Source organism: Candidatus Epulonipiscium viviparus (genome assembly GCF_030708075.1).
Classification (GTDB): Bacteria; Bacillota; Clostridia; order Lachnospirales; family Cellulosilyticaceae; genus Epulonipiscioides; species Epulonipiscioides viviparus.
The window spans coordinates 2,897,348-2,921,610 of sequence record NZ_CP117982.1 but is presented as its reverse complement, the minus strand read 5'-3'; the positions used below and the strand labels follow the sequence as shown (position 1 = coordinate 2,921,610).

The following is a 24,263-nucleotide window of genomic DNA, read 5'->3' as shown; positions in this document are numbered from 1 at the left end:
AAGATTTTTAAGATGGCTAAAGTAGTAACATTTGGAGAAATTATGTTGAGACTCGCTCCTCCTTTATACACTCGTTTTGTACAAACTGATCTATATACTGCTCTTTATGGAGGTGGCGAAGCTAATGTTGCTGTATCTCTTGCAAATTACGGAGTAAGCGTTAAGTATGTTACAAAATTACCAAAACATGAAATTGGACAAGGTGCCGTAAATTCTCTTCGCAAATTTGGAGTGTGCACTCGCCATATTACAAGAGGCGGAGATCGTGTCGGTATTTATTTCTTAGAAAAAGGAGCATCTCAGCGTCCTTCTAAAGTTGTTTATGATAGAGCTAATTCTGCTATTGCTCTTGCTAACAGAGAAGATTTCAATTGGGAAGAGATTTTAGATGGTGCAGAATATTTTCATTTTACTGGAATCACTCCTGCTCTTAAAAATAATTTACCTCAAATTTGTGAAGATGCTCTCAAAGTATGTAAAGCAAAAGGTATTATCGTATCCTGTGATTTAAATTATAGAAAAAATTTGTGGACTAAGCAAGAAGCGGGCGAAACAATGGCTAAGCTTATGCCTTATGTAGATGTTTGTATTGCTAATGAGGAAGATGCCGCAGATGTATTTGGCATCCACGCAGCGAATACTGATATTACTAGCGGAGAAATTAACCATGATGGATATATTGATGTTGCTAAACAATTAATCGATAGATTTGGATTTAAAAAAGTTGCCATAACTTTGCGTGAATCTATTACTGCAAGTGACAATAATTGGGCTGCTATGCTCACTGACGGCACAACAACTGTATTTTCAAAAAAATATCCTGTTAGAATAGTCGATAGAGTTGGTGGCGGAGACAGTTTTGGTGCGGGGCTTATTTATTCTATGCTTAACAATATGGGTATGCAAGAATCTCTTGAATTTGCTGTGGCAGCAAGTTGCTTAAAACACACAATCGAAGGTGACTTTAATCTTGTATCAGTAGATGAAGTTTCTAAACTTGCTCAAGGCGATGGATCTGGTAGAGTTCAAAGATAATTATATTGAATGGAAAACTTTTTTGAAAAGGTTTCTCGTAAATTAACCTTCCCTGCAATCACAATTCTTATTTTATATTTTATATTTCCAGAAATAGTTGATATAAATGTCCTAGGACCGTTATTTGTAAAATTGATGGTGATATCTATATTGATATTAATTGTGAGAGCTTGGCTCAAAATAGATCAGACTAATAGATCAAACGAAAAATAAAGAGGCTTTATTAGTCTCTTTACCATATAATTTTAGTTCGATATTTTGTTTATAAATTCTTTCAATTTTTCTACTGTTTCTGTACTGAGATCATGTTCTATTTTACAAGCGTCAATCCTTGCAATTTCTTCCGATACTCCAATATACCTCAGCAACTGTGTCACCAGATTATGCTTCTCATATACTCTCGTTGCAATAGCCACTCCCTTCTCTGTTAAAACTAAATAGCCATGGTCATCCAACTCTACATATCCATTCTCTCTAAGGTTTTTCATTGCAATACTCACACTAGGCTTTGAAAATCCCAATTCCTTCGCGATATCAATCGAACGCACCTGACCTAATTTTTGTCCCAGTATAAGTATCATTTCTAAATAATTTTCTGCCGATTCTTGTATTTTCATATAATATACCTCCAAAGCCGCTTTTAAAATTATAGTAGCATAATTCATAGGGAAATGCAATATACGATTTTTTATACCAAAAATCATTAAACTAAGATAAAATTCTTTTTTTTTTCATTTAGGTATTGTATTTTTTACAAAAGTTTTATATAATTTTGTTATAAATTCGAAAGGAGTATTAAGCCATGAATAAAATTAAAAATATGTCTGTTTGGCAAAAATTAATTTTATCTAATGTAATAATAACTGGTATGTCTTTAGCTATTATTTGGTCTTTAATATGGGGCCTACAAATGTCTAGGCAAAAGTTTGAAAATTTTATAGATAATTCTTATCAACTTGAATCTGACATTAAAAATCATGCTACTGATATACTATCTATTGCAAAAGATATCAGAGATTTACAAATTAATCCAGACTTAATCGAGAAATTTCAGATTTTTCAAAAGAGGTTACAGAATTAGAACAAAAGTTATACTCATACAATATTAATGCGACAGAGTATGAAAATGAAATTGCCCATTGGCTTACAATAGGAGGGGAAATTTTAAATTTAATATCTTCTGATAAGTTTGAAGAATCTGAATATATGATCATCAATGAATGCACTCCCGCAGTGGCAGCAGTTATTGAACTTTCAGAAGAACTTACATATACACTTAGTTCAACATCAAAAAAAGATATTGATGAAACCATTAATTTAACTAATAACATCAGAATTACTGCCATAGTTTTAGCTGTTATATCAACGCTTTTAATCGCTGTCATTTCACGTTTTCTTGGCAATACTATTGTTTTGCCTCTTAAACAAATTCAAAATACAATTACTGACCTTGCAAAAAGCAATTACAATGTTTGGGTAGAATACACATCTCAAGATGAATTAGGCGCAGTTGCAAACAACTTACGAAATATGATTCAAAACACTAGTGCTTTGCTAACAGATGTATCTGAAAATCTCGAATCTATCGCTGAAGGTGATTTAACGAATAAACCTAAAATTCATTATCAAGGTGCCTTTAAAGTTATGGAAACATCTATCAACAAGATTAATCTCCAAATTGGTAATGTAATTCATAAAATTCAAAGTAGTACAAAAGAACTTACCATCAATGCTGATCAAATTTTGAATGATTCTGAATTGATTTCTCAAAAAGTTGAAGAACAAGAAAATATTATTTCAGAATTCATCTCTTCAACCAATAAAATTACGGATAATACCAATAATAATATTCAACATGTTGAAAAAACAGCTAAAGCATTACAAGATACAAAAACCAAAGTTGAATATAGCTCCAAAATGATGGAAGGAATGCTACTATCTATGCAAGATATCAGTGAATCAAGTAACAACGTTTCTCATATCACAAAAATCATACAAGATATTGCCTCTCAAACCAATTTACTTGCGTTGAATGCTGCTATTGAAGCGGCTAGAGCTGGTGAGTCTGGCAAAGGCTTTGCAGTTGTTGCTAATGAAATTAGAGATTTAGCTACTAAGAGTTCAGAAACTGTTAGCCAAATAGATGAAGTTATTAAACACAGTTTAGAAAGTGTTAAAAAAGGAGAAAACACTGCTCACGAAACCGCCAAAGTCTTGGAGGAAATCACCGTTAGCATGGACGAAAATACTAAGCTTACAATCGAACAACAAGAAAATACCAAGTTTCAACAAGGTCTTATTAACACTCTTATCAAACAAACGGACTCTCTCCGCACGGCCATTAATGATAATTCACGAATATTTAAGAATACAGCCGAAGTCGGAAAGGGTCTTGCCACTCAGGCAGATAGTTTAAATCAACAAGTAGAAAAATTTAAAATTTAGTTTTATACTATTAGAACCATTAATTCAATATGTGGTTCTATTTTTTTGCCTAAAAATTACTGATTTATAGAATATTTCAGATGACAAATCAGTCAAAAACATGTATAATAAAAATAAATTTTTAAAAAGGAGGATTATATGAAACAAAAATGGCATTTAACTATCTTCGTTTATTTTTTAATCGTACTAGCAGTTCCTTTTTGTTCTATTATTATTTTAACACTACAAGGCGCCAATTTAGTCAAAAAAGAAGCGATTAAGTCTAATCAGATTATTATAGAACACATTGCGCTACAATTAGATCAACAATTTCAAGATTTCAATGATTTTGTAGTACATATTCAAAATTCTCCTTCTACGCTAAGTGTACTCACAGCTAATGAACCGCTTGCACCAGAAGATCGTTATAACTTTGCCAAATTTTCAGATAATTTTGAAACGTATTTTCTAACAACTCCATTAATCGAAAGTTATTTAATATATTTTGAAGATCAGGAAATTATTTTTAATCCCAATACATATAAAGTAATTGATGCTATTTCCGAAAATGAGATTACACAATTTTTTACTCACCTGCCAAGTCCTAGAGTTTTTTTAGATAAAAATTATAACGGTCAAATTTTACCTATATACATGACAAATACTACCAATATTGCTAGTCTATTATATGCTGATACAATCCAATCTGCCAATATCGACGTTATTATCAAAATCAATTTGAGGCAGCTGGACAATATCCTCGATTATACGATCCTGGACGATGATGCGCTTTTTGTGCTTACTAATAAATCCGGAGAAATAATCTACTATAATAATCAAAATTTAGCAAACAAGGCAGAAGGCGATCTCAAAAATAATGAATTTGTTTCTCTTGATAGAAGCCATGACTATTTTTCTTATCAAATTAGCTCCGCAACTTCAAACTATAACTATTTTTTATTACTGCCTTCTAAGAAAATAACCGGAGGAGCCACACTACTAAATTTAATTACCCTAATTAGCATCGTTTTATTTGCTGCTATTTTATATATCTTAATCAGAATCATTAAAGTTAGAGAATATCAGTCTATTGGAGATACTATTTCATTACTTAATGAACACAATAATTTTTTTGATGATTATAATGCTTTTCAATTTATAAATAATACCGTTACTCAACTTATTATTGATAAAAAGAAATTAGAAATCACCTTGGAAAGTAGCGAAAGGTATTTGCAAACTTATTTTCTTAATAGGTTGATTACCTCAGAAATAGAAGATAGAGAAAATTATACCAAATTGATTAATTATCATAATTTAAAGTTTAACTATAGCAAATATCGAGTTGCTATTCTATATGCAAACACCACAAAGCCTCCTAACAATATTTTTCCAGTTATAATGGCAGAAATAGAACAACTAATTGACCAAAATGCTATGATATATGAAATTTATTTGAATGGGATGATCGTATTTATAATTAATTATGATCAAAATGCGTATAATAAAGGTCCACTAATGGATAACATCGAGAATTTATTAAGTAAGTTAGACCCTATCAAAATTATTGCCGCCGCTAGCGATGTTAAAGATAGCTATTTTGATCTTTATCAGGCTTATAATGAAGCAATGAACGCATTAGAACAATGTCTTGTGACAGGTCTTTCAACCAAAGAATATCAATCTGATAGTAAAAAAAATTATACTTACAACACCAAATACTACCAATACGAAAAAAACTTCCAAAGCGCTATAACAGATGAAAATTATAAGTCGGCTCAAATTATGCTTAAAAATATGACCGATATACTAACAAGTAAATTTGCAAACCAGGCTATGGTGATTAAATGTAAGCTATATGGCATTCTTAACATTTTGATGAGTATGCCTTCTTCTGATACAGATAATCTAGCAAAATTATATGATATCATTGAAACAAAGGTATCTGTTACCGACATCGCTGACGCTATAAATATATATTTAGACCAACTTGACAACTACTCTAAAGAAATGAAGTCAACAAGTTTTACTGCAGATGTTGAGCAGTTTGTCTCCGTTAACTACAAAAACTCTTCATTATCGGTTAGCATGGTTGCCGATAATTTTGGAATCAGTTTATCAGTTATGTCAAAGAAATTTAAAAAAGAATGCGGCATAAATATTTCTGATTATATTCATATATATCGAATCAAACAGAGCAAGGACCTTTTATTAAAGACAAAATTCACAATTAAGCAAATCGCAGAAGATGTTGGATATTTAAACTCTGATGTCTTTATTAGAGTGTTTAAAAGATACGAAGGTATTACTCCTGGGAAATATCGGAAACCTTAAAACATCCTCAAAATTACATTTTTTCTCGATTGTGCAAAATAACGCGACGTGGCAAATATTGAAGATTTTATATAGACGCTTTACACAAATCCTTGATATACTAGCATTTCGCTCTAAATATCGAAAAAAATAGCCGATTTACAATAATTTTTTTACAATGTAGAATATCTGTATCAAACAAAATTCTAATTGACATTTTCAAATACAATAAAACAATAGGGGGAATTAATTATGAAGAAAACATTACGAACAGCATTATTAGCGGTATTGCTAACAACATCTCTAGTAGCCTGCGGTGGCGAAGAAGAAAAAGTGGCAGTCGTTCACGATGGACCTGAGGGAATTGGCGAATTTGAATATTGGCTCGGAATGCACTCTATCACTTCTAAAGCCGTTACAGACCATAACGACCATCCTGCTGCTGCGCGACTCGAAGCCCAAACCGGAATGAAAGTTGATTATGTAAGCCCTCCCGTAGGCCAAGAAAAGTCTCAAATGAACCTTTTATTGGCTGGTGGAAACGATGGAATGCCAGATTTATTTAGATACAATTTACCTCTTCATTATCGCGGAGGAGTCGACGGCGCATTAGCAGATGGTGTAATTTTAGATATCACAGATCTTGTTGAAGAATATGCTCCAAACTATATGGCACGCATTAATGCTTCGGAGGATATGAAAAAAGGTGCTTATACCGACAGCGGCGTTTTGGCATACTTCGGATCAACTCTTCCAGACCCAGAAATGCAAGGGCTTCCTTTTAACGGACCTATGGTTAACAAAAACTCTTAGACAAAGCTGGGCTCGATACACCTATTACTATTGCAGACTGGGAAGAGATGCTACTCGCCTTTAAAGATATGGGGGTTAAAATTCCATTTAGCTTTGGCGCGAACAACGAATTTAGCGGACTGTTTTACGCATTTTCTAGTGCTTATGGCGTAGCTCCCGGAGCAGAATTTATCAACGTCGATGGTACAGTAAAATTTGGCCCTCTAGAACCTGGGTATAAAGACTTTTTGCAGCTATTTAGCAAATGGTATAACCTGGACCTATTAGACCAAGATTACCTTTCTAAGAATCAGGCTAAAGATATTCGCCCAGATTTTGATGCCGGAATTATGGGGGCTTCTGTACTGCACGCAAATAGTATCATCTCCGCTCCATCCACTTCTGTAAAGCTCGGAAACGAAAAAGTGGAAGTCTTAATTACCCCATATCCCGTACTTAATGTTGGAGATCAGATTCATTTAAGAGACTATGTTGAGCCATTCAACCAATCTCCTGCATACATTTCGAGCAATGCCAAAAATCCTATCGAGATTATTCAGTGGGTTGATCATTTATACAGCCCCGAAGGTATTACCGAAATATCTTGGGGAACTCTCGGAACTGGCAAAGATGATATGTCCGCTACTTATTATATAGATGAAAACGGCAAGCATCAATACACTGATTTTTATTGGAATCACCCAGATGGGCTAACCACTAACGAAGTTCAAAGACAGTATATGCTTCGCGATAGCGCTATGGTTTGGGACTGGGAAAATCAATCCTTGATGTATAGCGATCCTCAATATCAAGTTGCTTGGGACACCTGGGCTAGCAATGCGGATTATTCCTATATTATGCCTCAAACTTTAACTATGACTCTAGAAGAAAACGATCGCTACTCCAAAATTATGAGTGACGTTACTACTTATGTAAACGAAATGGCTGCCAAGTTTATTATGGGCATCGAATCTTTTGATAAATATGATGATTTTCTCGCGACACTCAACAAAATGAAAATTCAAGAAGTTATTGATATTCAGCAATCTGCACTTGATCGATATCTTGTTAGATAGTTTATACTAACTTTTATAAGGAGGTTAACAATGGAACAAATAAAGCATAAAAAAGCTCTGGTTAATGGCAAACCCAAAAAAACTATTTGGCAAAATGTGAAAAATGACTACAAAAAACACAAGATGATTTATTGGATGCTAATACCTGTAATTGTATACTACATCCTTTTTCACTACGCACCAATGGGTGGCTTGATGATTGCATTCAAAGATTATCGCCCCGCTCGAGGCATTTTGGCTAGCGAATGGGTTGGGTTACAAAATTTTATCGACTTTTTTGAAAGCTATTATTTTTGGGATTTGCTACGAAATACTATCTCTATCAGCTTAACATCGATTTTATTTGGCTTTCCAGCGCCGATAATTTTGGCGTTGCTCTTAAACGAAGTTCGCTCCAAAAAATTCAAAAAGACAGTTCAAACTGTAACATATATGCCCCACTTTATCTCTGTTGTCGTTATGGCTGGTTTGGTAGTTGATATGGTTGCCTCCGATGGTGTAATCAACAACGTACTTAAGTGGTTTGGCATCGACATCGGTAACTTACTAAACATCGGTGATATGTTTATTCCAATTTATGTAGTCAGCGACATCTGGCAACATATTGGATGGGGCACTATCATTTACCTTTCTGCACTGACTGGCATCGCACCAGAGTTATATGAAGCCGCATCCATCGATGGCGCGACCCGATTTAAAAAGGTTCTCTACGTAACGCTTCCGGGCATTATGCCAACTATTGCGACGCTATTTATTATGAGAGTCGGCCGCGCTATGACTGTCGGCTGGGAAAAAATTGTTTTGCTATACAATCCTGCTATTTATGACCAAGCTGATGTTATTTCATCCTTTGTATATCGCAAGGGTATGATCGAGGGTAATTATAGCTACTCGGCTGCCGTGGGGCTATTCAACTCTCTAATCAACATCTTCTTGCTAATCATCGCAAACCGCGTTAACAAAAAATTAAACGAAACCAGCTTATGGTAAGAAAGGGGGAGCTTTTGTGAAAGAAAAAGTAACAGCATTTGATTATTTTAACGTCGCAGCCTTGACACTATTATGTATCCTAACGCTATATCCCATTATTTATGTGATGATGTCATCCATTAGCGATCCTGTATTACTGCAACAACAGGAAGGAATTATGCTATACCCTCTTGGATTTTCGCTCGAAGCCTATAAGCTGGTATTTGACAATCCATCGGTATTAATTGGATATCGCAATACATTATTCTACGTGGCTGCCGGCACTGCAATCAATATGTTTATGACAATCTTGGGTGCCTTTGCGTTATCCCGAAGAGATTTATATATTCGAAAATTTTTGACCATCGTAATCATTTTTACAATGCAATTTGGTGGCGGACTGATCCCAACGTTTTTAGTTGTCAGCGGAATGCTAGGCGAATCAATATGGACTCAGCTATTGCCAGGGGCCATCGTCACCTCCAACCTAATAATAATGCGAACCGGATTTTTTGCTATCCCAGACAGCTTAGAAGAATCTGCCAAAATTGATGGCGCAAACGACTGGGTTGTCCTCACCAACATCATTTTGCCATTGTCAAAGCCAACTCTGGCCGTTATAGCCTTATACTATGGCGTGGGCCACTGGAACTCTTGGCTCCCTGCAACAATCTATCTGCGCGATCGAACTCTCTTTCCATTACAATTATTCTTGCGCGAAATTTTGCTTCAAAATCAGCTCGAAGAAACAGTGGTTGGTGTGGCAACAGGGCTTCAGGCCGATATGTCTGATGTAATCAAATATGCAACTATCATCGTTGCTATCATTCCTGTACTTTGCGTATATCCGTTTGTACAAAAGTATTTCGTAAAAGGTGTTATGATTGGTGCTGTTAAGGGCTAATCCGCAAAAAGACTCTTGATAACATTTGAGAGTCTTTTTTATCCTATCTATAAGTGTATTGGAGGCGAATATTATGAGAAAATTTATATCGATTGCAAGCTTGATAACTGCAGCTTCACTTGTTGCATGTGCCGAATCCGAACCAACTGTTACACCCCCGGCAACTGCCCTCACAACTACAGATCCTGTCGCTGCACTAGATTTTGGTGGCTGGGAAATTAATGTTGCTCAATATAACTCCGAAAGCGAACCCGAAGAAAAGAGAAGCAATTATGATGAACTGCTATGGGAACATAGAAATAATATGGCCAAAAAGCACAACTATACTTTCAGCAAAGATGCTCTGACCACATATATGGATTCTCTTGAATTTTTGTCTACCACAGTTCTTGCCGAAGATCCGGGAGGAGAAATTCATCGAATGCCACCCGAATTTGCTAATGCTATTGCTCGAAACCACCTTGCTTACGATCTCACCACTCTTGAGAATATAGATGTTACTGATCCCAAGTGGAATCCAGTTGTTACAGAAATGATGACAGTTGGTGGCGCAGTTTATGGCGTTGTTAAAGATTTGTATCCCGAAAAAACTGTCTACTTTAATAAACGACTCTTTGAAGAAGCCGGGCTAGATCCCGATCTGCTATACGACTTACAAGCTGCCGATGAGTGGACCTGGGAAGCCTTCGAAGAAGTTTCTGCAAAGCTCACTCGCGATACCAATAACGACGGAATTACCGACCACTATGCCTTTGCCTTGCAACCAACCCATTTCTTTGAGATGGCCATCTTATCCAATCATGGGTCAATCATCGGCAAAGATAAAAATGACATCTACTTTAACAATGCCGGCTCTCCCGAAACTTTACAAGCACTCGAATGGGCCATTGCTTATTACAATAAAGGCTACGATACCACCCCTACTCCTTGGAAATCTATTCCAAATGTATTTATGAACGGTGATGTTGCAATGTTTTTGGGAGACGTTTGGAACGCTCGCGACTTTGCTGCTGGAATGGAAGATGATTATGGAATCGTATGCTTTCCCAAAGGGCCAAAAGGTAGTCTAACCGTAAAAACAAGCGGTCAGGGCTACGTAATTCCTAGTACATATACAAAAGAAGAAGCCGAAATGATAGCGCTAGCGTTTGATCAATACAATAGTTTGCCTCCTGGATATGATGCGCAGACTGCTTGGAAAGATGAGCATTATCCTCTTTATCGCGACTCTCGTGCTGTTGACGAAACTCATGCCATTGCGCTAACACCAGGCACGGCTAAGTCGGATTACGACAAAATGATTTCTGCAGATGTCAAAATCACGGCATTATATACCGACATCTATCTTAACGGCCTTACCCCTGCCGAAGCCGTTCAAAAACATTCTCCGGTTTGGCAAGTTGCCCTCGATGTTGCCAATGCAAGATAATATTCATAGATAAAGTTAATAACAAATAATAGTAAAGGAGATTTTGGATGAATATTAACGATATTAATAATTCTATACTCAAGGATAGCGTATATTACTTCAATAAAATTTTGCTAGGAAACTGCGGCAATGAAATCACGCTAGAGAATGGGACGTATGATTTGCGCGTCACCTATGCTAATGAACGATTTTTTTATATGACAAACAACGATTTTGGCCTCAAGAATGTTGCCTTTCCTATATACAACAAGAAAAATTTGGTAATTGATGGCAACGGTGCGCGGCTCAATGGTATTGGCAGAATTTGCCCATTTTATATATATGGTAGCGAAAACATTACTCTCAAAAATTTTGTCATCGATTATGAAAGACCATTTTTCTCTCAGGGCGAAGTTGTCGCCGCTGCAGATGATGAAGTTGTTATCAAGATTGATCAAGCAAAATATCCGTATCAAATTAAGGCCGGCGTTCTCTCTTTTGTTGGCACCGATTATTCAAACGAATTTGTACATGGCATCCTCGAATTTTCTAAGCAGGATAAGCGACCTCTTGCTGATGCAGTTGATAACGGCGTATGGGGTCCGTTAGTAGTTGAAGAACTCGAGCCAGGCCTGCTCAAAATTAAGAGGAAGTTTCGCAAGCTGCCTAACGTGGGCTCCATCCTTTCTATAAAACATGAGCAGCGATACGTTCCCGCAATTTCGATCGATTCTTCCAAAAATATACGATTAGAAAATATCACCGTATATCACGCTGGCACTATGGGAGTTGTAGCTCAGTTTACCGAAAACATTACTCTAAACAATTTTAAGGTATCCATTGAACCTGGCAGCGACCGAGTGGTTTCCGCCAATGCTGATGCGACGCATTTTGTGGGCTGCTCCGGAGATCTCGTTGTTACAAATTCACTATTCGAAAATCAGCTCGATGATATTTTAAATGTACATGGCAATTATCTCAGAGTTCATGCTGTCGTTGACTCCACTAATGTGATTGCAGAAATTCCGCATCGCCAGCAGGTGGGAGCATTCAGCCTTAAAGTTGGTGCTAAAATCGGGATCTATGCTGATAAAACGATGGTAAAATTATCTGAGACGGCAGTGAAGTCGATTCATGTGATCAATAACAAATTTTATGAAATCGAGTTTACAGATGCCTTCGAATTTGCGGCCGATCAAGGGTATTGCATAGAGGACTTAGACTCCTATCCAACGGTTACATTTACCAACAACAAAGGCGGCAAAAATAGGGCACGTGGCCTCTTACTTACTTCTGCAAAGGACATTTTGATTGCCAATAACGAATTGTATTGTGAAGGAGCCGCTATCAAAATCAGTGCCGATATGACCGGATGGTATGAGTCTGGTGCAACAAACAGTGTTATCATCAAAGACAACATTCTCAGCCGCCGCAATACCAAAACTTGGGGCAAAGCGCTTATCGATATCGATCCCGAAATGGAGGAATTTGAAGGCTACTTCCACGGCAACATTACAATAGAGAATAATCAGCTAATTGTCGGCGACTTCCCTCTTATATATGGTGGCTCGATCGATACGCTACAAATTAAAAACAACAACATTATTGGCTCGAAATCTGAAATCTATATGAACGCAAAGCAGATCAAAAATTTAGAAATCGAAGGCAATACTTTTAGTTAAAGGAGGTTTTGCTATGAAAAAATTCATTGCCGGACTCGCAGTAGCCCTATGTACGACTCCCGCATTTGCCGGATCCGTGGAGCACGACTTCTACATCGATACAGATTTAAACTACTATGGCTCGTCGATGGGAGCCGATGCACAACAAAAGCTAGCCGAATTTAAGGTGATGGTTGATCAGGCCCGAGATTCTGGAATCGAAGTTACTCGTGAAGAAACCGTTATCGAAGCTGCTGAGCTATTTATCAAAGGTGCCACATGGGATCAGGCAAATACTGCAGCTATTAAACAAACTTACGAAAAGCTTTGGTTCGCAAAACCCAATGCCGCGGAGCTTGCTAAAAATATGCCGTCTTACCAATTTTTTCAAGTATACGAAATGCTAGAAGAAGCCCAGGCAACGCTAGAAAAGGTAATAGATGGCACCTACACAAGACGCGATGTCCCTCAAATCGACTGGACCCAAGTGCATTTGGATGGTAGCAATTATACATATGATGGCAACGTGGTATTTCCTTTTAACTACACCTGGGAAGATAATTCTATGGGCGGCAATTTGTTGGGGAATGCCGATTCGGGATATATCGATTTTGGCATTACGTTCAAAAGTGCCACCACTCTGAACACTCCTAAACTTGATGAGAGATTGTTCAACCAAAATCCTAACATCTCCTCGTTTATGCTAGGACACAAAAACATTACTCCATTTATGAAAGCGGCACATCCTGAGGCAACAGCAAAAGGTTTTAGCGACTATGTGGCTTATGATCGAAACGACCCTGCCATGCTAGATTACCTGAAGCGAATGATCGATGTTGCTGTTACCACAAATGCCGAACTTGGCCGCAATCTGGATTTAGGGTATACACTAGCAAATGAACCGCACTGGGTCTCTGCTCAAGGAGAATGGTATGTCAACCAAGGCAAGGAGGGAAATATTTCTGCTATCACTATGCAAAAGTTTAGAAATTATTTGGCAACTGTTTATTCTGATATCGCATCGTTAAACGCGAACTGGAACACAAACTTCGCAGACTTTTCAAGTGTCGAGTTGGAGGTGCCTCTCGATCCTGCCATAGAAGGAACCCCGCCTTGGTATGATTACATCACCTTCCACAAAAAAGATGTTACCGAATTTTTTACGTTTATGCATAACGAAATTTTGGCTATTGACCCCTCTGCTCAAACATCTATTAAGCTGATTCCAGAATATTTTATCAACACCAAAACTGCTTCGGGGCTAGATTTTGAAGCCCTCACAGAACTCACCACTCTTATCGGTGATGACTCTGGAATTTCACAGCATCGGGCACGAGACATAGGTGCGGATCTCTGGTGGGACGACGTTTATGCATATGACTGGATCACTATGGCATTGCCTTACGATTTTATGTGGTCGGTCGCACCTAATAAGGCACACGTCAATACCGAAAATCACATCATTAGCCGTACCCTATGGATCGACATTAAGATGAATCCGCAACTTGCGCGCTCTGCGTATTGGCTTCAATCTATATTGGGACTGGATGCTAGCCAATTTTGGGTGTGGGGTCGATCTGCAGACGGAGCGTTAAATTTACAAAAATTGGGTTCTGCCCTTCTCGGAAGCTCTAGCCAGCTGCCTGCTGTCACCAACGAAATTGCCCAGACTGCTCATGATCTCAATGCATTTGGCGCCGAAGTTGCCGCTCTGCAATCACGTAAACGCCCTATCCGGATTTTTCACTCCGAAACTACGGTAACTGTTGAGAGCTCTAAAGTAGATTCTGTAAAGGCAATTCACGAAAAAATGTATTTCTCCGAAGCTGGTGTGGGCTTTGTAACTCCAAACATTATTGCCAAGCAAGACAATGACGACTGGTCTACAATTTTGGTTTATGATACGCCATATGTAACAGACGCAGAGTTTGAAGCGCTACAGAATTATTTAGATAACGGTGGCAATGTTATTATCGATGAGGCAAGTCTCAAGTTTAACGAGTATAAAGTACCGCGAACCACAACACTCGTTGGCGATCTCACAATTGTTTCCACCGATGACGATACATTATCTAACATGCATGCCGAAGCATTTGAAGTGCTCGTCGCGCAAGGTACAAATCCGGTCATTACTGCCACAGAGGCAAATGGCTTTGATCAAAAAACTGCATTCATCGCCACTGCACCTTTATCAGAAAATGAGTACGTCATGAGCATTACTCAGCTTGGCAAAAATCCTGGCAAGATTACGCTTTCTGCCACCAATGGAAAAAAAATCGCATCTGTTGTAGACTTATTTACTGGTCAAAAACTCTCTACCATTATATTGCGTCCCGAAAACATGAAATTTTTGAAGGTTATTTTAAATTAAACAGGAGGACTTTTAATGAAGCCTAATATATTAATTGTTTTAGCAGATCAACAACGATATGACACCATCGGCGAACTCGGTTTTAACCACATGATTACTCCCAATTTCGATCGACTTGCCAAGGAGGGATGCTCCTTTACTTATGCTCACTCTCACAATCCCGTTTGTATGCCAGCCAGGCACGATCTCCTAACTGGAATGACTGGCCGAGCTCACGGCTACTTTCAAAATGCTGGTGGCAAACCCATGAAAGATTATGGCATTCCCACATTGCCTCGCATTTTATCTCAAAACGGATACCGCACCGCTTCTATCGGCAAGATGCATTTCTTTCCGGTAAAGGAACACCACGGCTACGGCGATCGCCTTACCATGGAAGAAATTCCCAAATTACTAGAAGATGATGATTACGCTATGTTTTTGAAAGCAAACGGCGATGGGCATGTTCAGAATATTCATGGTGTGCGTCCACTTGCTTATCACACTCCGCAACAGTCCCTCGTTAAAGACGAAAATTATGAAACTGCTTGGGTAGAAAATCAAACGATCAACTGGCTAGAGCAAAATGGCGACAACCCGTTTTTCCTATTTGTTGGATATATCAAACCACACCCGCCGTGGAATATTCCGGCAAAATATCAGGGAATCTATCAAGACGCTGCCATCCCTGCGGCAATTCCTAAAGCTCGCTATTATCCCGAAGACCCAAATCACAACAGCTGGTATGGCGATGACGATAGCAACGCTCAACTTCGAAAGCATCAGGAGGCATATTATACGGCCGTGTCCATGGTCGATGAAAGCTTCGGCAAAATTATCGAACATCTAAGGACGACGGGCAAACTTGATAACACATTAGTAATTTACACTAGTGACCACGGCGAAATGCTTGGCGACCGCGGCTATTATAGCAAAAGCGTGCCATACGAAAGCGCTGTTAGAATTCCTTTGCTAGTTAGATATCCCGAAGTATTTGAGCCGGGCACTACCAACGAAGATTTTGTAGATTTGCTAGACATCTTGCCTACCTGCCTTGACGTTGCAGGCGTTAAATATCCCCAGTGCGACTACAAGCTGTACGGCTCTTCTATTGCAGACACCGCTGCTGGAAAAAATCGCCAAATCATTACCGCAAGCAACGGATATATCAACAAAAATAGATGGGTTATGGCTCGTAACAAAGATTACAAATATATTTATAATTTCAATCAGGGTTACGAAGAAATGTATTACTTGGCATTAGACCCACACGAAACCAACAATATTATCGACTCCTTACGAGGTGGTGATGCGTACAACATGCTAAAAACAGCTGCCATCGCATATGAATCTGCAGAAGGGCCAGATGGCGCGGTAGTCAATGGCAACTTTACCAAAAGTGACAATCAACGCAACGTAGGCTTTGAAAATGGCAAATATCACAAGTGGTGTAACGACCAGTTCCAAACATTTCAACGAGTGGATAAAGAAGAGTTTGGCGCAACTTTTGTTTCGGAAATTAAAACTGCATTATCAAATAAAGACTTCTCAGCTTGTACTGTAACCGAAATTTTTAACCACCCCGACTGGATCAATTGGTTCGATATCGGATTTCACAAACACGGCAAATATGCAAATTGGCGTTCAGAATTATTTATATAATAATAGAGGAGATGATTGTATGAAAAAGTTTATAAAATTTGTTGCAGCAGCAATGGTTTTTGCTAGTTTTGGCGCAGTAATGGCAGCAGCTCCAACAACAGCAACTTTTACAAAGGTATCATTTGAACCGGGCGAAACGACTACTTGGGTTGTCGACGCTGACAATGGTGCCTCTCACGCAACAGTTGCCGAGGGAGTAGCTGATGGCGCATCGGCCATGAAAGTTTCTATTCCAAATCGCGCCTCCGACTGGGCAGCGACCACTCACTTTGCTTTAACCCCTCCAAAGGGAAAGTTGTGGAGCATAAATAAATCTGACTATCTCACTGCCACAGTTACAAATCCCAATGCTTTCGAAATTCAACTTCGAGTCAACATCACCGACTCCGCCAATAACGAAAGGGTCAACTATTTTATCATCCCTAGCCATCAAACTAGAGAAATCTCGGTTTCAGGAGCTCAATATGGTGCAGCAGGAGTGGAAGACGAATTTTGGGGTGAAGATGGCTATAAGCAAAAGGGCGTTAACGTCAATGCGATCAAAGAAATTAGCTTTTATCTCCCAGAGCCTGATGCCAAGCAAATGGCGGGGCAAACCAGCCTTTCTTATATAATAGACAATATCGAAATACAAACTCCTGCCGAATACGCGGTGGTAGATGGTGCCTGCGTCCTTGCGACAGTTATTCCTAGCGCAAAGCCGACATCTTCAGGAACGATTAAACTTTTACACGACACTTTTACAACTTTAAACGATAAATTGGTTAGCAAAAATAAGCCTCTCCAAGCTATGAGCGTACAAGTAAAATCTGCAGCTGGCCCACTATTTTCCGATGCCAACAGGGCAGTTAAGGCGGTAAAACCAGGCGATAAAGTAACGCTCGCTCTACAAATGTATGATTCTTATTCTATTGCAGGAGGAGCTGGCACTTCCACATTAGAGGTCGGGCTTAGCTCTCCTAAAAATATCGAAATTCTAACGCCAACTCTTTCCTGGACATTTACCGACGACAAAACTATTGGCAAAAAAGGCCAATCTCTCAACTTCGAATTTATAATGCCAAACGGAACAGTAGACGCACTCGCTGATTTTGATTGGACATTTAATTTAAAGTAGTCATCATATATTACTGCAGCGGCACCACCAGTCTCTGCAGTTATTTTTATAGTTATTTTAGGAGGATTTGATATGAAAAAATTTATGGCTATTGCTCTAACCCTAATGATTGCTCCCGCGGCAAACGCACAAACTGCGCTTACTCACGGTAGATTGGCAAATATAATTGATGACATAATGCAATATCGCACCTTAACCGACTCAACTCACTCGATGTATCAAAACGAATTGACCCAATTGAATAAAAAGGCATCTAAATCTATTAGCCAGCAAGATGCCGTGGCGGCGCTCGAGCAGACTTTATACATCGACTTTGCCGCTGATGCCACCGACGCTACTGCAACCGAAGAATATATCGACGATCTCATTGCGCAACACGTTCAGCTTATTGTATCTGAGGCTGATGTATATACAAAATCTGTTACAGGAAACGTAATTGTCAATGTTGCCAATACAACGTTTAGAGATATGACGATCGATGGCGATTTGATTATCGCACAAGGAGTTGGAGACGGTGAGTTAACTCTCGAGAACACTGTAGTTACTGGCAAAATTATCGCGGCTACCGAATCCAAAAATCACATCAATTTTATCAACTCTACTGCAGATGGCGGAGTTCAGATCGACAAGTACGCATACAATCTCAATATTGCGGGAGATGGCATTACAAAGGTGGAACTCAATACAGCGGTTACCGTATATGGCACTGGCGCTGTTTCAACAACATTAACATTTAACAACGGCTTAACCGGAAAATTCCAATCTGCAGAGTCCGTGATTACACCAGCAGGTACAGAGTTTTTGGTACAGCTAGATGGTTATACTAGTATGGCAACCGGGTATCACATATCTCATGTGGAGCCTATGACTTTGGCAACCGGGCGCGGAGTTGCAGGTGCGTCAAAAGACGGTAGCGTCGTGGCTTATGACAATGCCGGCAAATTTATTTGGCATGCCAAAGCTGGGGAAACAATCATCAACGGCCTCGAAGTTGCCGATATCGATGGCGATGGATTCGACGAAGTCTTGGCCGCCTCGACGGATGGCAGATTATATGCTTTCGACCATGATGGGACGGCATTATGGACATATGAAACGGGAGAAACAGAAGATTCTCGAGGCGTGCTCTATGCTGTGGCATGCGCAAAGATGGCAAACGGTGAAATGGGAATTTTCTTTGGAGGGGTTTCTAAAACGTTATATCAAGTGGATAAAAATGGAAATCTCGTAAATAGCGTCCCTCTTGCATTAGCGTCTGATGGCAAAAAGGTTCAGGACGAGATGGTTATTACGCTAGATACAGGAATGCGTGCTGACGGGACCGAATACGTCGTGATGGTATCGAGCCCAGCCGGAAACTATACCAATTCAGTTTCTATAATCGATCCCAACAACATCGGAGTGGACGCAATGCACACAACGAAGTCGCCTAGTAAAAATTATATCGGTCGCCAAGATACTGCGGATATCGACTTTGACGGTGTAAATGAAATTTTGTATAACTACGAACCTTCAATCTCATCGATGGGTAATTTTTGGGTTGCCGAGATCGACTATGACGCACTCGTTGATTATAACACTAAGACCAAAAAGCCAAATCCTGACAAAGCGTTTATGGCAGAATATGTTCCCGAACTTCAGGGCGGTCGTGGATACCGAATGGGTGCGCTTAGCTTCGTTGATGGCACCACTATTGGCAAAACTCAGGCAGACTCGTTTATCATCAACCTCGATGCATCTAGAATTTGCGAGTACTCCACCGATGGCAAATTGTTGGGGGTTCATCTTAGCAGATTTTCCTACAACGACGGCACCTATGATCCCAAAACTGGGCTATTTTATTTAGCAGCTGAGCAATCTGGCGGCGATGTAATTAGAATTATCGATCTCAAAAATGACAACTGGCGTGAAATATTTATGGCCATCGAAGCGGAAGGCCTTCTCTCCGAAATAATTGACAATCTAGTATTAACCAACAAGCTAGTCGATGCCTTCGTTGCACCTGCGTATCAAGATTTGTCCCAGGAGAATTATCTGTCTATTACCACAGGAGGTACTCCAGAAGAAAACCTGGAAAAAGAAGCCAAAATTGCGCCAAATGGCAACATCGGATTTGCAACTAATGAGTGGACTTGGACAGAAAATTACGATCGCGATGCTATTCTCCCAGCAAACTGGGCTGCCGGAAAAGACAAACGCAAAAAGTATGATATGACACAAGCAGAAATTTGGGCCGCTGCTGAAGCTCACGAAGCCAATGGTGAAAAGTTTTCGATTTGGACTGGGCATGGCACCGATCCATTTTATATGCAACCCGAAACCGTTTTAGGTATTATTGAACGCGCACCAAATACTTTGGAATACTTGATCTTTTCGGAACTTACTCATATCGATGAATATTTGATGCAAAACTATTTTATTCCAATGGCGAACGCATGCCAGGAGCAGGGGCGCACCAAAATCTTCTTGCGCAACAAAAACTCCTTCTGGAATGGCAACGTTCATATGCCGGAGTGGTACGACCTGATTGCTGGTGATTACTCTAACGTAATTATTCCGACGATGGAAGAGACCAACAGCCGTGCGCAAGAGCTTAGTTTATCTGCTAGAGTAGGGCTCTGGATGAGCGGCGCCGCTTCTAGCTGGGGTGGCAGACTAATCGAGGACAACACAAACTATGTGAGGCATATCGAGCATGGGCTTCAAAGAGTTTTGTCGCATCAGATGCGTTCGTTTGCGTATCAAATTGCCAATGGGGCAGACTCATTTCAAAACACTGGCGGCACCAAATATGAGGATCAGTTTGATATGATTCACAAGATGGTTGACCAGCAGATATTGCTTGTAGGGCAAAGAGATACGCTCCTATCGGTGCCAGATATTGCTATCGGGATGCTCGAACCTTCTGAGGAATTCGTATCCACGTTTACCTTTTCACATGCTATGGACCAATTCGATCCTGCCAATACCGAAACATTTGTATATGACGGCTTGAGGTTGCCATGGAGCGGAGCCCCAATCAAGGACCACGACTTTGGCGGCTATGGACTGGGAGCCAAAACTCGAACACTCAACTTTTTGCCTAGCACGCCATATGGAATGGTTCCCGAAATGAGCGCTTACCTCGACATATCCGACTCGCGATTTGCAACAATGCTAAAGACTGATGGCAAATTTTGGTACGATGAAGCTGGTATCGCGCACTCTCCCGATGCGTATAAAGACACCGTGATTGCGGCACTGGAGGCATCTGCTGCCAAAATGCCTGTCGTTGTAGCCTCCGAAGATGACCAGGTCGCCTGGACCGTTACCAAAATCGATGACACTCATGCTCGAATTTTACTTATAGACGGCGGTTACGTTACGCCAAACAATAGGGTAGCGCAAGTGAAAATTCAAAACGTTGCTCCTAAAACGGCCACAAATATTCTCACCGGTGAAATATATTCTATAGCAAACAACGAGTTTAGCTTGCAATTTTGCTTGCGCTCTCATCTTCCATTGTTCTTATAATCCATCTAAACGCAATGATCAACGCTATCCCCGCAGTTATCGTTGCCCCAATATCAGCCAGCGGTTGCGCATAGACGATTCCCATTACTCCATAGAAGTGTGGCAAAATTAAGGCAAACGGAATCAGAATTATAATTTTTCTGAGTAACGCAATAAATATAGACGACTTTGCAAAGCCAAATGCTATAAAACAGCCTTGCGTTGCCATAATGACTCCGAATAATGGTGTTCCCAAAAAATATACCCTTGCCAAACCAGATGCAAGATCGACCATCTCCGAGTTTGAACTGAAGATCGCAACGAACAGCTCCGGAAACGCCAATACTACGATTGATGTCACCATCGACGCGGCGGTCGTAAATATTAGTAGACGTTTCATGATTGCTATCAAACGCTTTTTATTTCTGGAACCATAGTTGTATGCCAATATTGGAATAACCCCTTGGCGAACAGCATCAATTGGGATAAACTGCATCGTTGCAATACTGGATAAAATTGTCATGGCGCCCACATACATATCTCCACCGTAGTGCTGAAAGCTAGAATTTAACACTATATTTACAAGACTGTTTGTACTTTGCATGATTACTGGAGATATCCCTATGGCAACGATGGCCATAACGCAATCTTTCTTGAGCCCCAGCTTTTTAAAATCTAATCTCACAACACTTTTGTCAGACGTTAAGTATCTAACTATCCATATGGCACTCGCGGCCTGCGAAATTACTGTCGCTATAGCGGCCCCTTGAACACCCATATCAAATACAAATATAAAAATCGGATCCAATATGATATTAATCACTGCACCAATCAAAGTTGAGAACATCGCGATCTTGGCGTTGCCCTGCCCACTTATAAATGGATTTAGCCCTACACTGAATTGTACAAAAATTGTTCCCAATAAATAAATCGATAAATACGCATCTGCATATGGAGCGGTGTGCTCGCTAGCACCAAATAAATACAGCAGCGGCTCTTTCGCTATGTAAAATACAACGGTCAGTATAATCGAAAATATAATTAGCAATGTTGCCGAGGTTTGCAAAATATCTTTGGCTTTGTTATAATCTTGCCTCCCCAAATATCTCGATGCCAGCGGCGCACCTCCCGACCCTGCAAACGCACTCATCGCTACCACAATTTGCAATATAGGAAACGTTAGTCCCAATCCCGTTAGCGCCAGCTCTCCCTCTCCCGGAATTCTACCTATATATACTCTGTCCACAATATTATATAATGCGTTAATAAGTTGCGCCATAAATGCGGGCATCACCATCGCCCATATCAATTTGTTCAGCGATTCTGTTGCAAAACGTTTTTCTTGACTTATTAGTGTTGCCGTCCCTGCCGGAGTTTTTTCCATTGTTGATGTTGAGTTTGTACAGCCACTGGATGATTATTCACAACCAACACCGGTAATTCTCGAAAAGTAGGTGGCCTCGTAATTTTATGTATATTCGTATTGTCCATTTTGCGTATAATCCATTTCACAGCAACAATCAACGCTATCCCTGCAGTTATTATTGCTCCCATATCAGACAGCGGCTGCGCATAAAAAATACCTTCTACTCCATAGAAATGTGGCAAAATTAATGCTCCCGGAATTAAAATTACAACGTTTTTGATCATTGCAATAAATATCGATACTTTTGCAAATCCAAATGCAACAAAGCAACCTTGCGCCGACATCAATATTCCAAACAATGGCGTTCCCAGAAAATACACTTTTATCAATTTAGCTGTAAGACTCATTAGTTCTGCATCTGAACTAAAAATTGCGGCAAATGTTTCTGGGAACGACAATATTGTTACTGAGATTATCATAGACACGCTGGTCGTAAATATTATTAGGCGCTTTATTACCGCCATCAGGCGCTCCTTATTTCTGGCTCCATAGTTATATGCCAAAATAGGGATGATTCCCTGGCGAACAGAGTCTACTGCTATATACTGAACCGTTGCGATGCTTGCCAAAATAGTTATGGCACCAACATACATATCCCCGCCATAGCTTTGCGCACCCGAGTTTAGCACGATCGTGACGATGCTATTAGTCAGCTGCATTATAACTAGAGGCATCCCCATAATCAAAATCGTCTTAACGCAATCTTTCTTGAGCCCCAGTTTTTTAAAATCGAGCCTAATAGCGCTTTTGCTAGACGCCAAATATCTCACTATCCATAAAGCACTCGCCCCCTGTGCGATCACCGTCGCCAATGCAGCTCCCTGGATGCCCATCCCAAATACAAATATAAAAATCGGGTCCAATATGATATTGATTATGGCACCGATCGCGGTCGACATCATCGCAACCTTGGCATTGCCCTGACCACTTATAAACGGGTTTAATCCCATAGTAAATTGTACAAAAATTGTGCCTAGCAAATATGTCGACAAATACGCATCTGCATATGGAGCGGTTTGCTCGCTGGCACCAAATAAATATAGTAACGGCTCTTTTGCTATGTAAAATCCTAATGTCAATATGATCGAAAATATAATTAGCATTGTGACGGAGGTATGGAGAACATCTTTTGCTTTGTCGTAATCTTGCTTACCAAAATATCTAGATGCCAGCGGCGCACCTCCCGACCCTGCAAACACGCTTATCGCCACCACGACTTGTAGTATAGGAAAAGTTAGCCCCAACCCCGTTAACGCCAACTCTCCCTCTCCCGGAATTCTCCCTATATATATCCTGTCTACAATATTATATAATGCGTTAATCAGTTGTGCCATAAAACACGGTATCACCATCGCTAGTATCAGTTTGTTGAGCGGTTCTGTTTCAAAACGCTTATCTTGACTTACCATAATTTTTAATCCTCTCTGCCAATAAATTTGTATTTCTATTCTAACATAAAATATCTAGATGTACATAAAATTTTTTTATCTCATCCTCTTCGCATCTCATGCGGCAATTATAATTTAAATGCTAGCATGGCATAAAGTTATTGCAAAATTATCCGATATGTTTTATAATAAGACATTTTTTTTCGGCTTTTCAAATATAAACTATTTGACTAAATATAGATTTTA

17 protein-coding genes are annotated in these 24,263 nt (G+C 39.6%); 14 read left to right on the top strand and 3 right to left on the bottom strand.

Annotation, left to right across the window (positions count from 1 at the left end):
* Positions 1–12: 12 nt before the first annotated feature.
* Complete coding sequence (locus PCY70_RS12460) at positions 13–1,035, top strand: sugar kinase (RefSeq protein WP_305767590.1); 1,023 nt, start codon at positions 13–15, stop codon at positions 1,033–1,035.
* Positions 1,036–1,280: 245 nt separating this feature from the next.
* Here the strand turns inward: PCY70_RS12460 and PCY70_RS12455 are convergent, their stop codons facing one another.
* Positions 1,281–1,652, bottom strand: a complete 372-nt coding sequence (locus PCY70_RS12455) for a metal-dependent transcriptional regulator (RefSeq protein WP_305767589.1) — start codon at positions 1,650–1,652, stop codon at positions 1,281–1,283.
* 185 nt (positions 1,653–1,837) lie between these two features.
* Between PCY70_RS12455 and PCY70_RS12450 the strand changes: the two genes are divergently transcribed.
* The 13 genes from PCY70_RS12450 (at position 1,838) to PCY70_RS12390 (ending at position 21,224) form a co-directional block, all read left to right on the top strand.
* Positions 1,838–2,116 (top strand): hypothetical protein, encoded by a 279-nt coding sequence (locus tag PCY70_RS12450; RefSeq protein ID WP_305767588.1) that lies wholly within the window; start codon positions 1,838–1,840, stop codon positions 2,114–2,116.
* A gap of 125 nt (positions 2,117–2,241) precedes the next feature.
* Positions 2,242–3,480, top strand: a complete 1,239-nt coding sequence (locus PCY70_RS12445) for a methyl-accepting chemotaxis protein (RefSeq protein WP_305767587.1) — start codon at positions 2,242–2,244, stop codon at positions 3,478–3,480.
* Positions 3,481–3,618: 138 nt separating this feature from the next.
* Complete coding sequence (locus PCY70_RS12440) at positions 3,619–5,793, top strand: helix-turn-helix transcriptional regulator (protein ID WP_305767586.1); 2,175 nt, start codon at positions 3,619–3,621, stop codon at positions 5,791–5,793.
* A 231-nt stretch (positions 5,794–6,024) separates the two neighbouring features.
* Complete coding sequence (locus tag PCY70_RS12435) at positions 6,025–6,585, top strand: type 2 periplasmic-binding domain-containing protein (RefSeq protein WP_305767585.1); 561 nt, start codon at positions 6,025–6,027, stop codon at positions 6,583–6,585.
* A gap of 47 nt (positions 6,586–6,632) precedes the next feature.
* Positions 6,633–7,640 carry a type 2 periplasmic-binding domain-containing protein gene (locus PCY70_RS12430; RefSeq protein WP_305767584.1) on the top strand — a complete coding sequence of 336 codons (1,008 nt, stop codon included), beginning with the start codon at positions 6,633–6,635 and terminating at the stop codon, positions 7,638–7,640.
* A 30-nt stretch (positions 7,641–7,670) separates the two neighbouring features.
* A complete protein-coding gene (locus tag PCY70_RS12425) occupies positions 7,671–8,630 on the top strand; it encodes an ABC transporter permease (protein ID WP_010168465.1) in 960 nt (319 codons plus the stop codon).
* 16 nt (positions 8,631–8,646) lie between these two features.
* Positions 8,647–9,513 (top strand): carbohydrate ABC transporter permease, encoded by an 867-nt coding sequence (locus PCY70_RS12420; protein ID WP_305767583.1) that lies wholly within the window; start codon positions 8,647–8,649, stop codon positions 9,511–9,513.
* 73 nt (positions 9,514–9,586) lie between these two features.
* Positions 9,587–10,942: an ABC transporter substrate-binding protein gene (locus tag PCY70_RS12415; protein WP_305767582.1), complete on the top strand. Its 1,356-nt coding sequence runs from the start codon at positions 9,587–9,589 to the stop codon at positions 10,940–10,942.
* Positions 10,943–10,989: 47 nt separating this feature from the next.
* The gene (locus PCY70_RS12410; protein ID WP_305767581.1) at positions 10,990–12,603 is read left to right on the top strand and encodes a hypothetical protein; all 1,614 of its coding nucleotides are present in this window, start codon (positions 10,990–10,992) and stop codon (positions 12,601–12,603) included.
* A gap of 13 nt (positions 12,604–12,616) precedes the next feature.
* A complete protein-coding gene (locus PCY70_RS12405) occupies positions 12,617–14,953 on the top strand; it encodes a beta-galactosidase (RefSeq protein ID WP_305767580.1) in 2,337 nt (778 codons plus the stop codon).
* Positions 14,954–14,968: 15 nt separating this feature from the next.
* Positions 14,969–16,594, top strand: coding sequence for a sulfatase family protein (locus PCY70_RS12400; RefSeq protein ID WP_305767579.1), 1,626 nt, complete (start codon positions 14,969–14,971; stop codon positions 16,592–16,594).
* Positions 16,595–16,613: 19 nt separating this feature from the next.
* The gene (locus tag PCY70_RS12395) at positions 16,614–17,711 is read left to right on the top strand and encodes a hypothetical protein (protein ID WP_305767578.1); all 1,098 of its coding nucleotides are present in this window, start codon (positions 16,614–16,616) and stop codon (positions 17,709–17,711) included.
* A gap of 72 nt (positions 17,712–17,783) precedes the next feature.
* Positions 17,784–21,224 carry a hypothetical protein gene (locus PCY70_RS12390; protein WP_305767577.1) on the top strand — a complete coding sequence of 1,147 codons (3,441 nt, stop codon included), beginning with the start codon at positions 17,784–17,786 and terminating at the stop codon, positions 21,222–21,224.
* Here the strand turns inward: PCY70_RS12390 and PCY70_RS12385 are convergent.
* Both PCY70_RS12385 and PCY70_RS12380 read right to left on the bottom strand, forming a co-directional pair.
* The gene (locus PCY70_RS12385) at positions 21,178–22,587 is read right to left on the bottom strand and encodes an MATE family efflux transporter (RefSeq protein ID WP_305767576.1); all 1,410 of its coding nucleotides are present in this window, start codon (positions 22,585–22,587) and stop codon (positions 21,178–21,180) included. The two genes, PCY70_RS12390 and PCY70_RS12385, sit on opposite strands and share 47 nt — an antisense overlap.
* Positions 22,554–24,038, bottom strand: coding sequence for an MATE family efflux transporter (locus tag PCY70_RS12380; RefSeq protein WP_305767575.1), 1,485 nt, complete (start codon positions 24,036–24,038; stop codon positions 22,554–22,556). Before PCY70_RS12380 ends, PCY70_RS12385 begins: the two co-directional genes overlap by 34 nt.
* Positions 24,039–24,263: the final 225 nt, after the last annotated feature.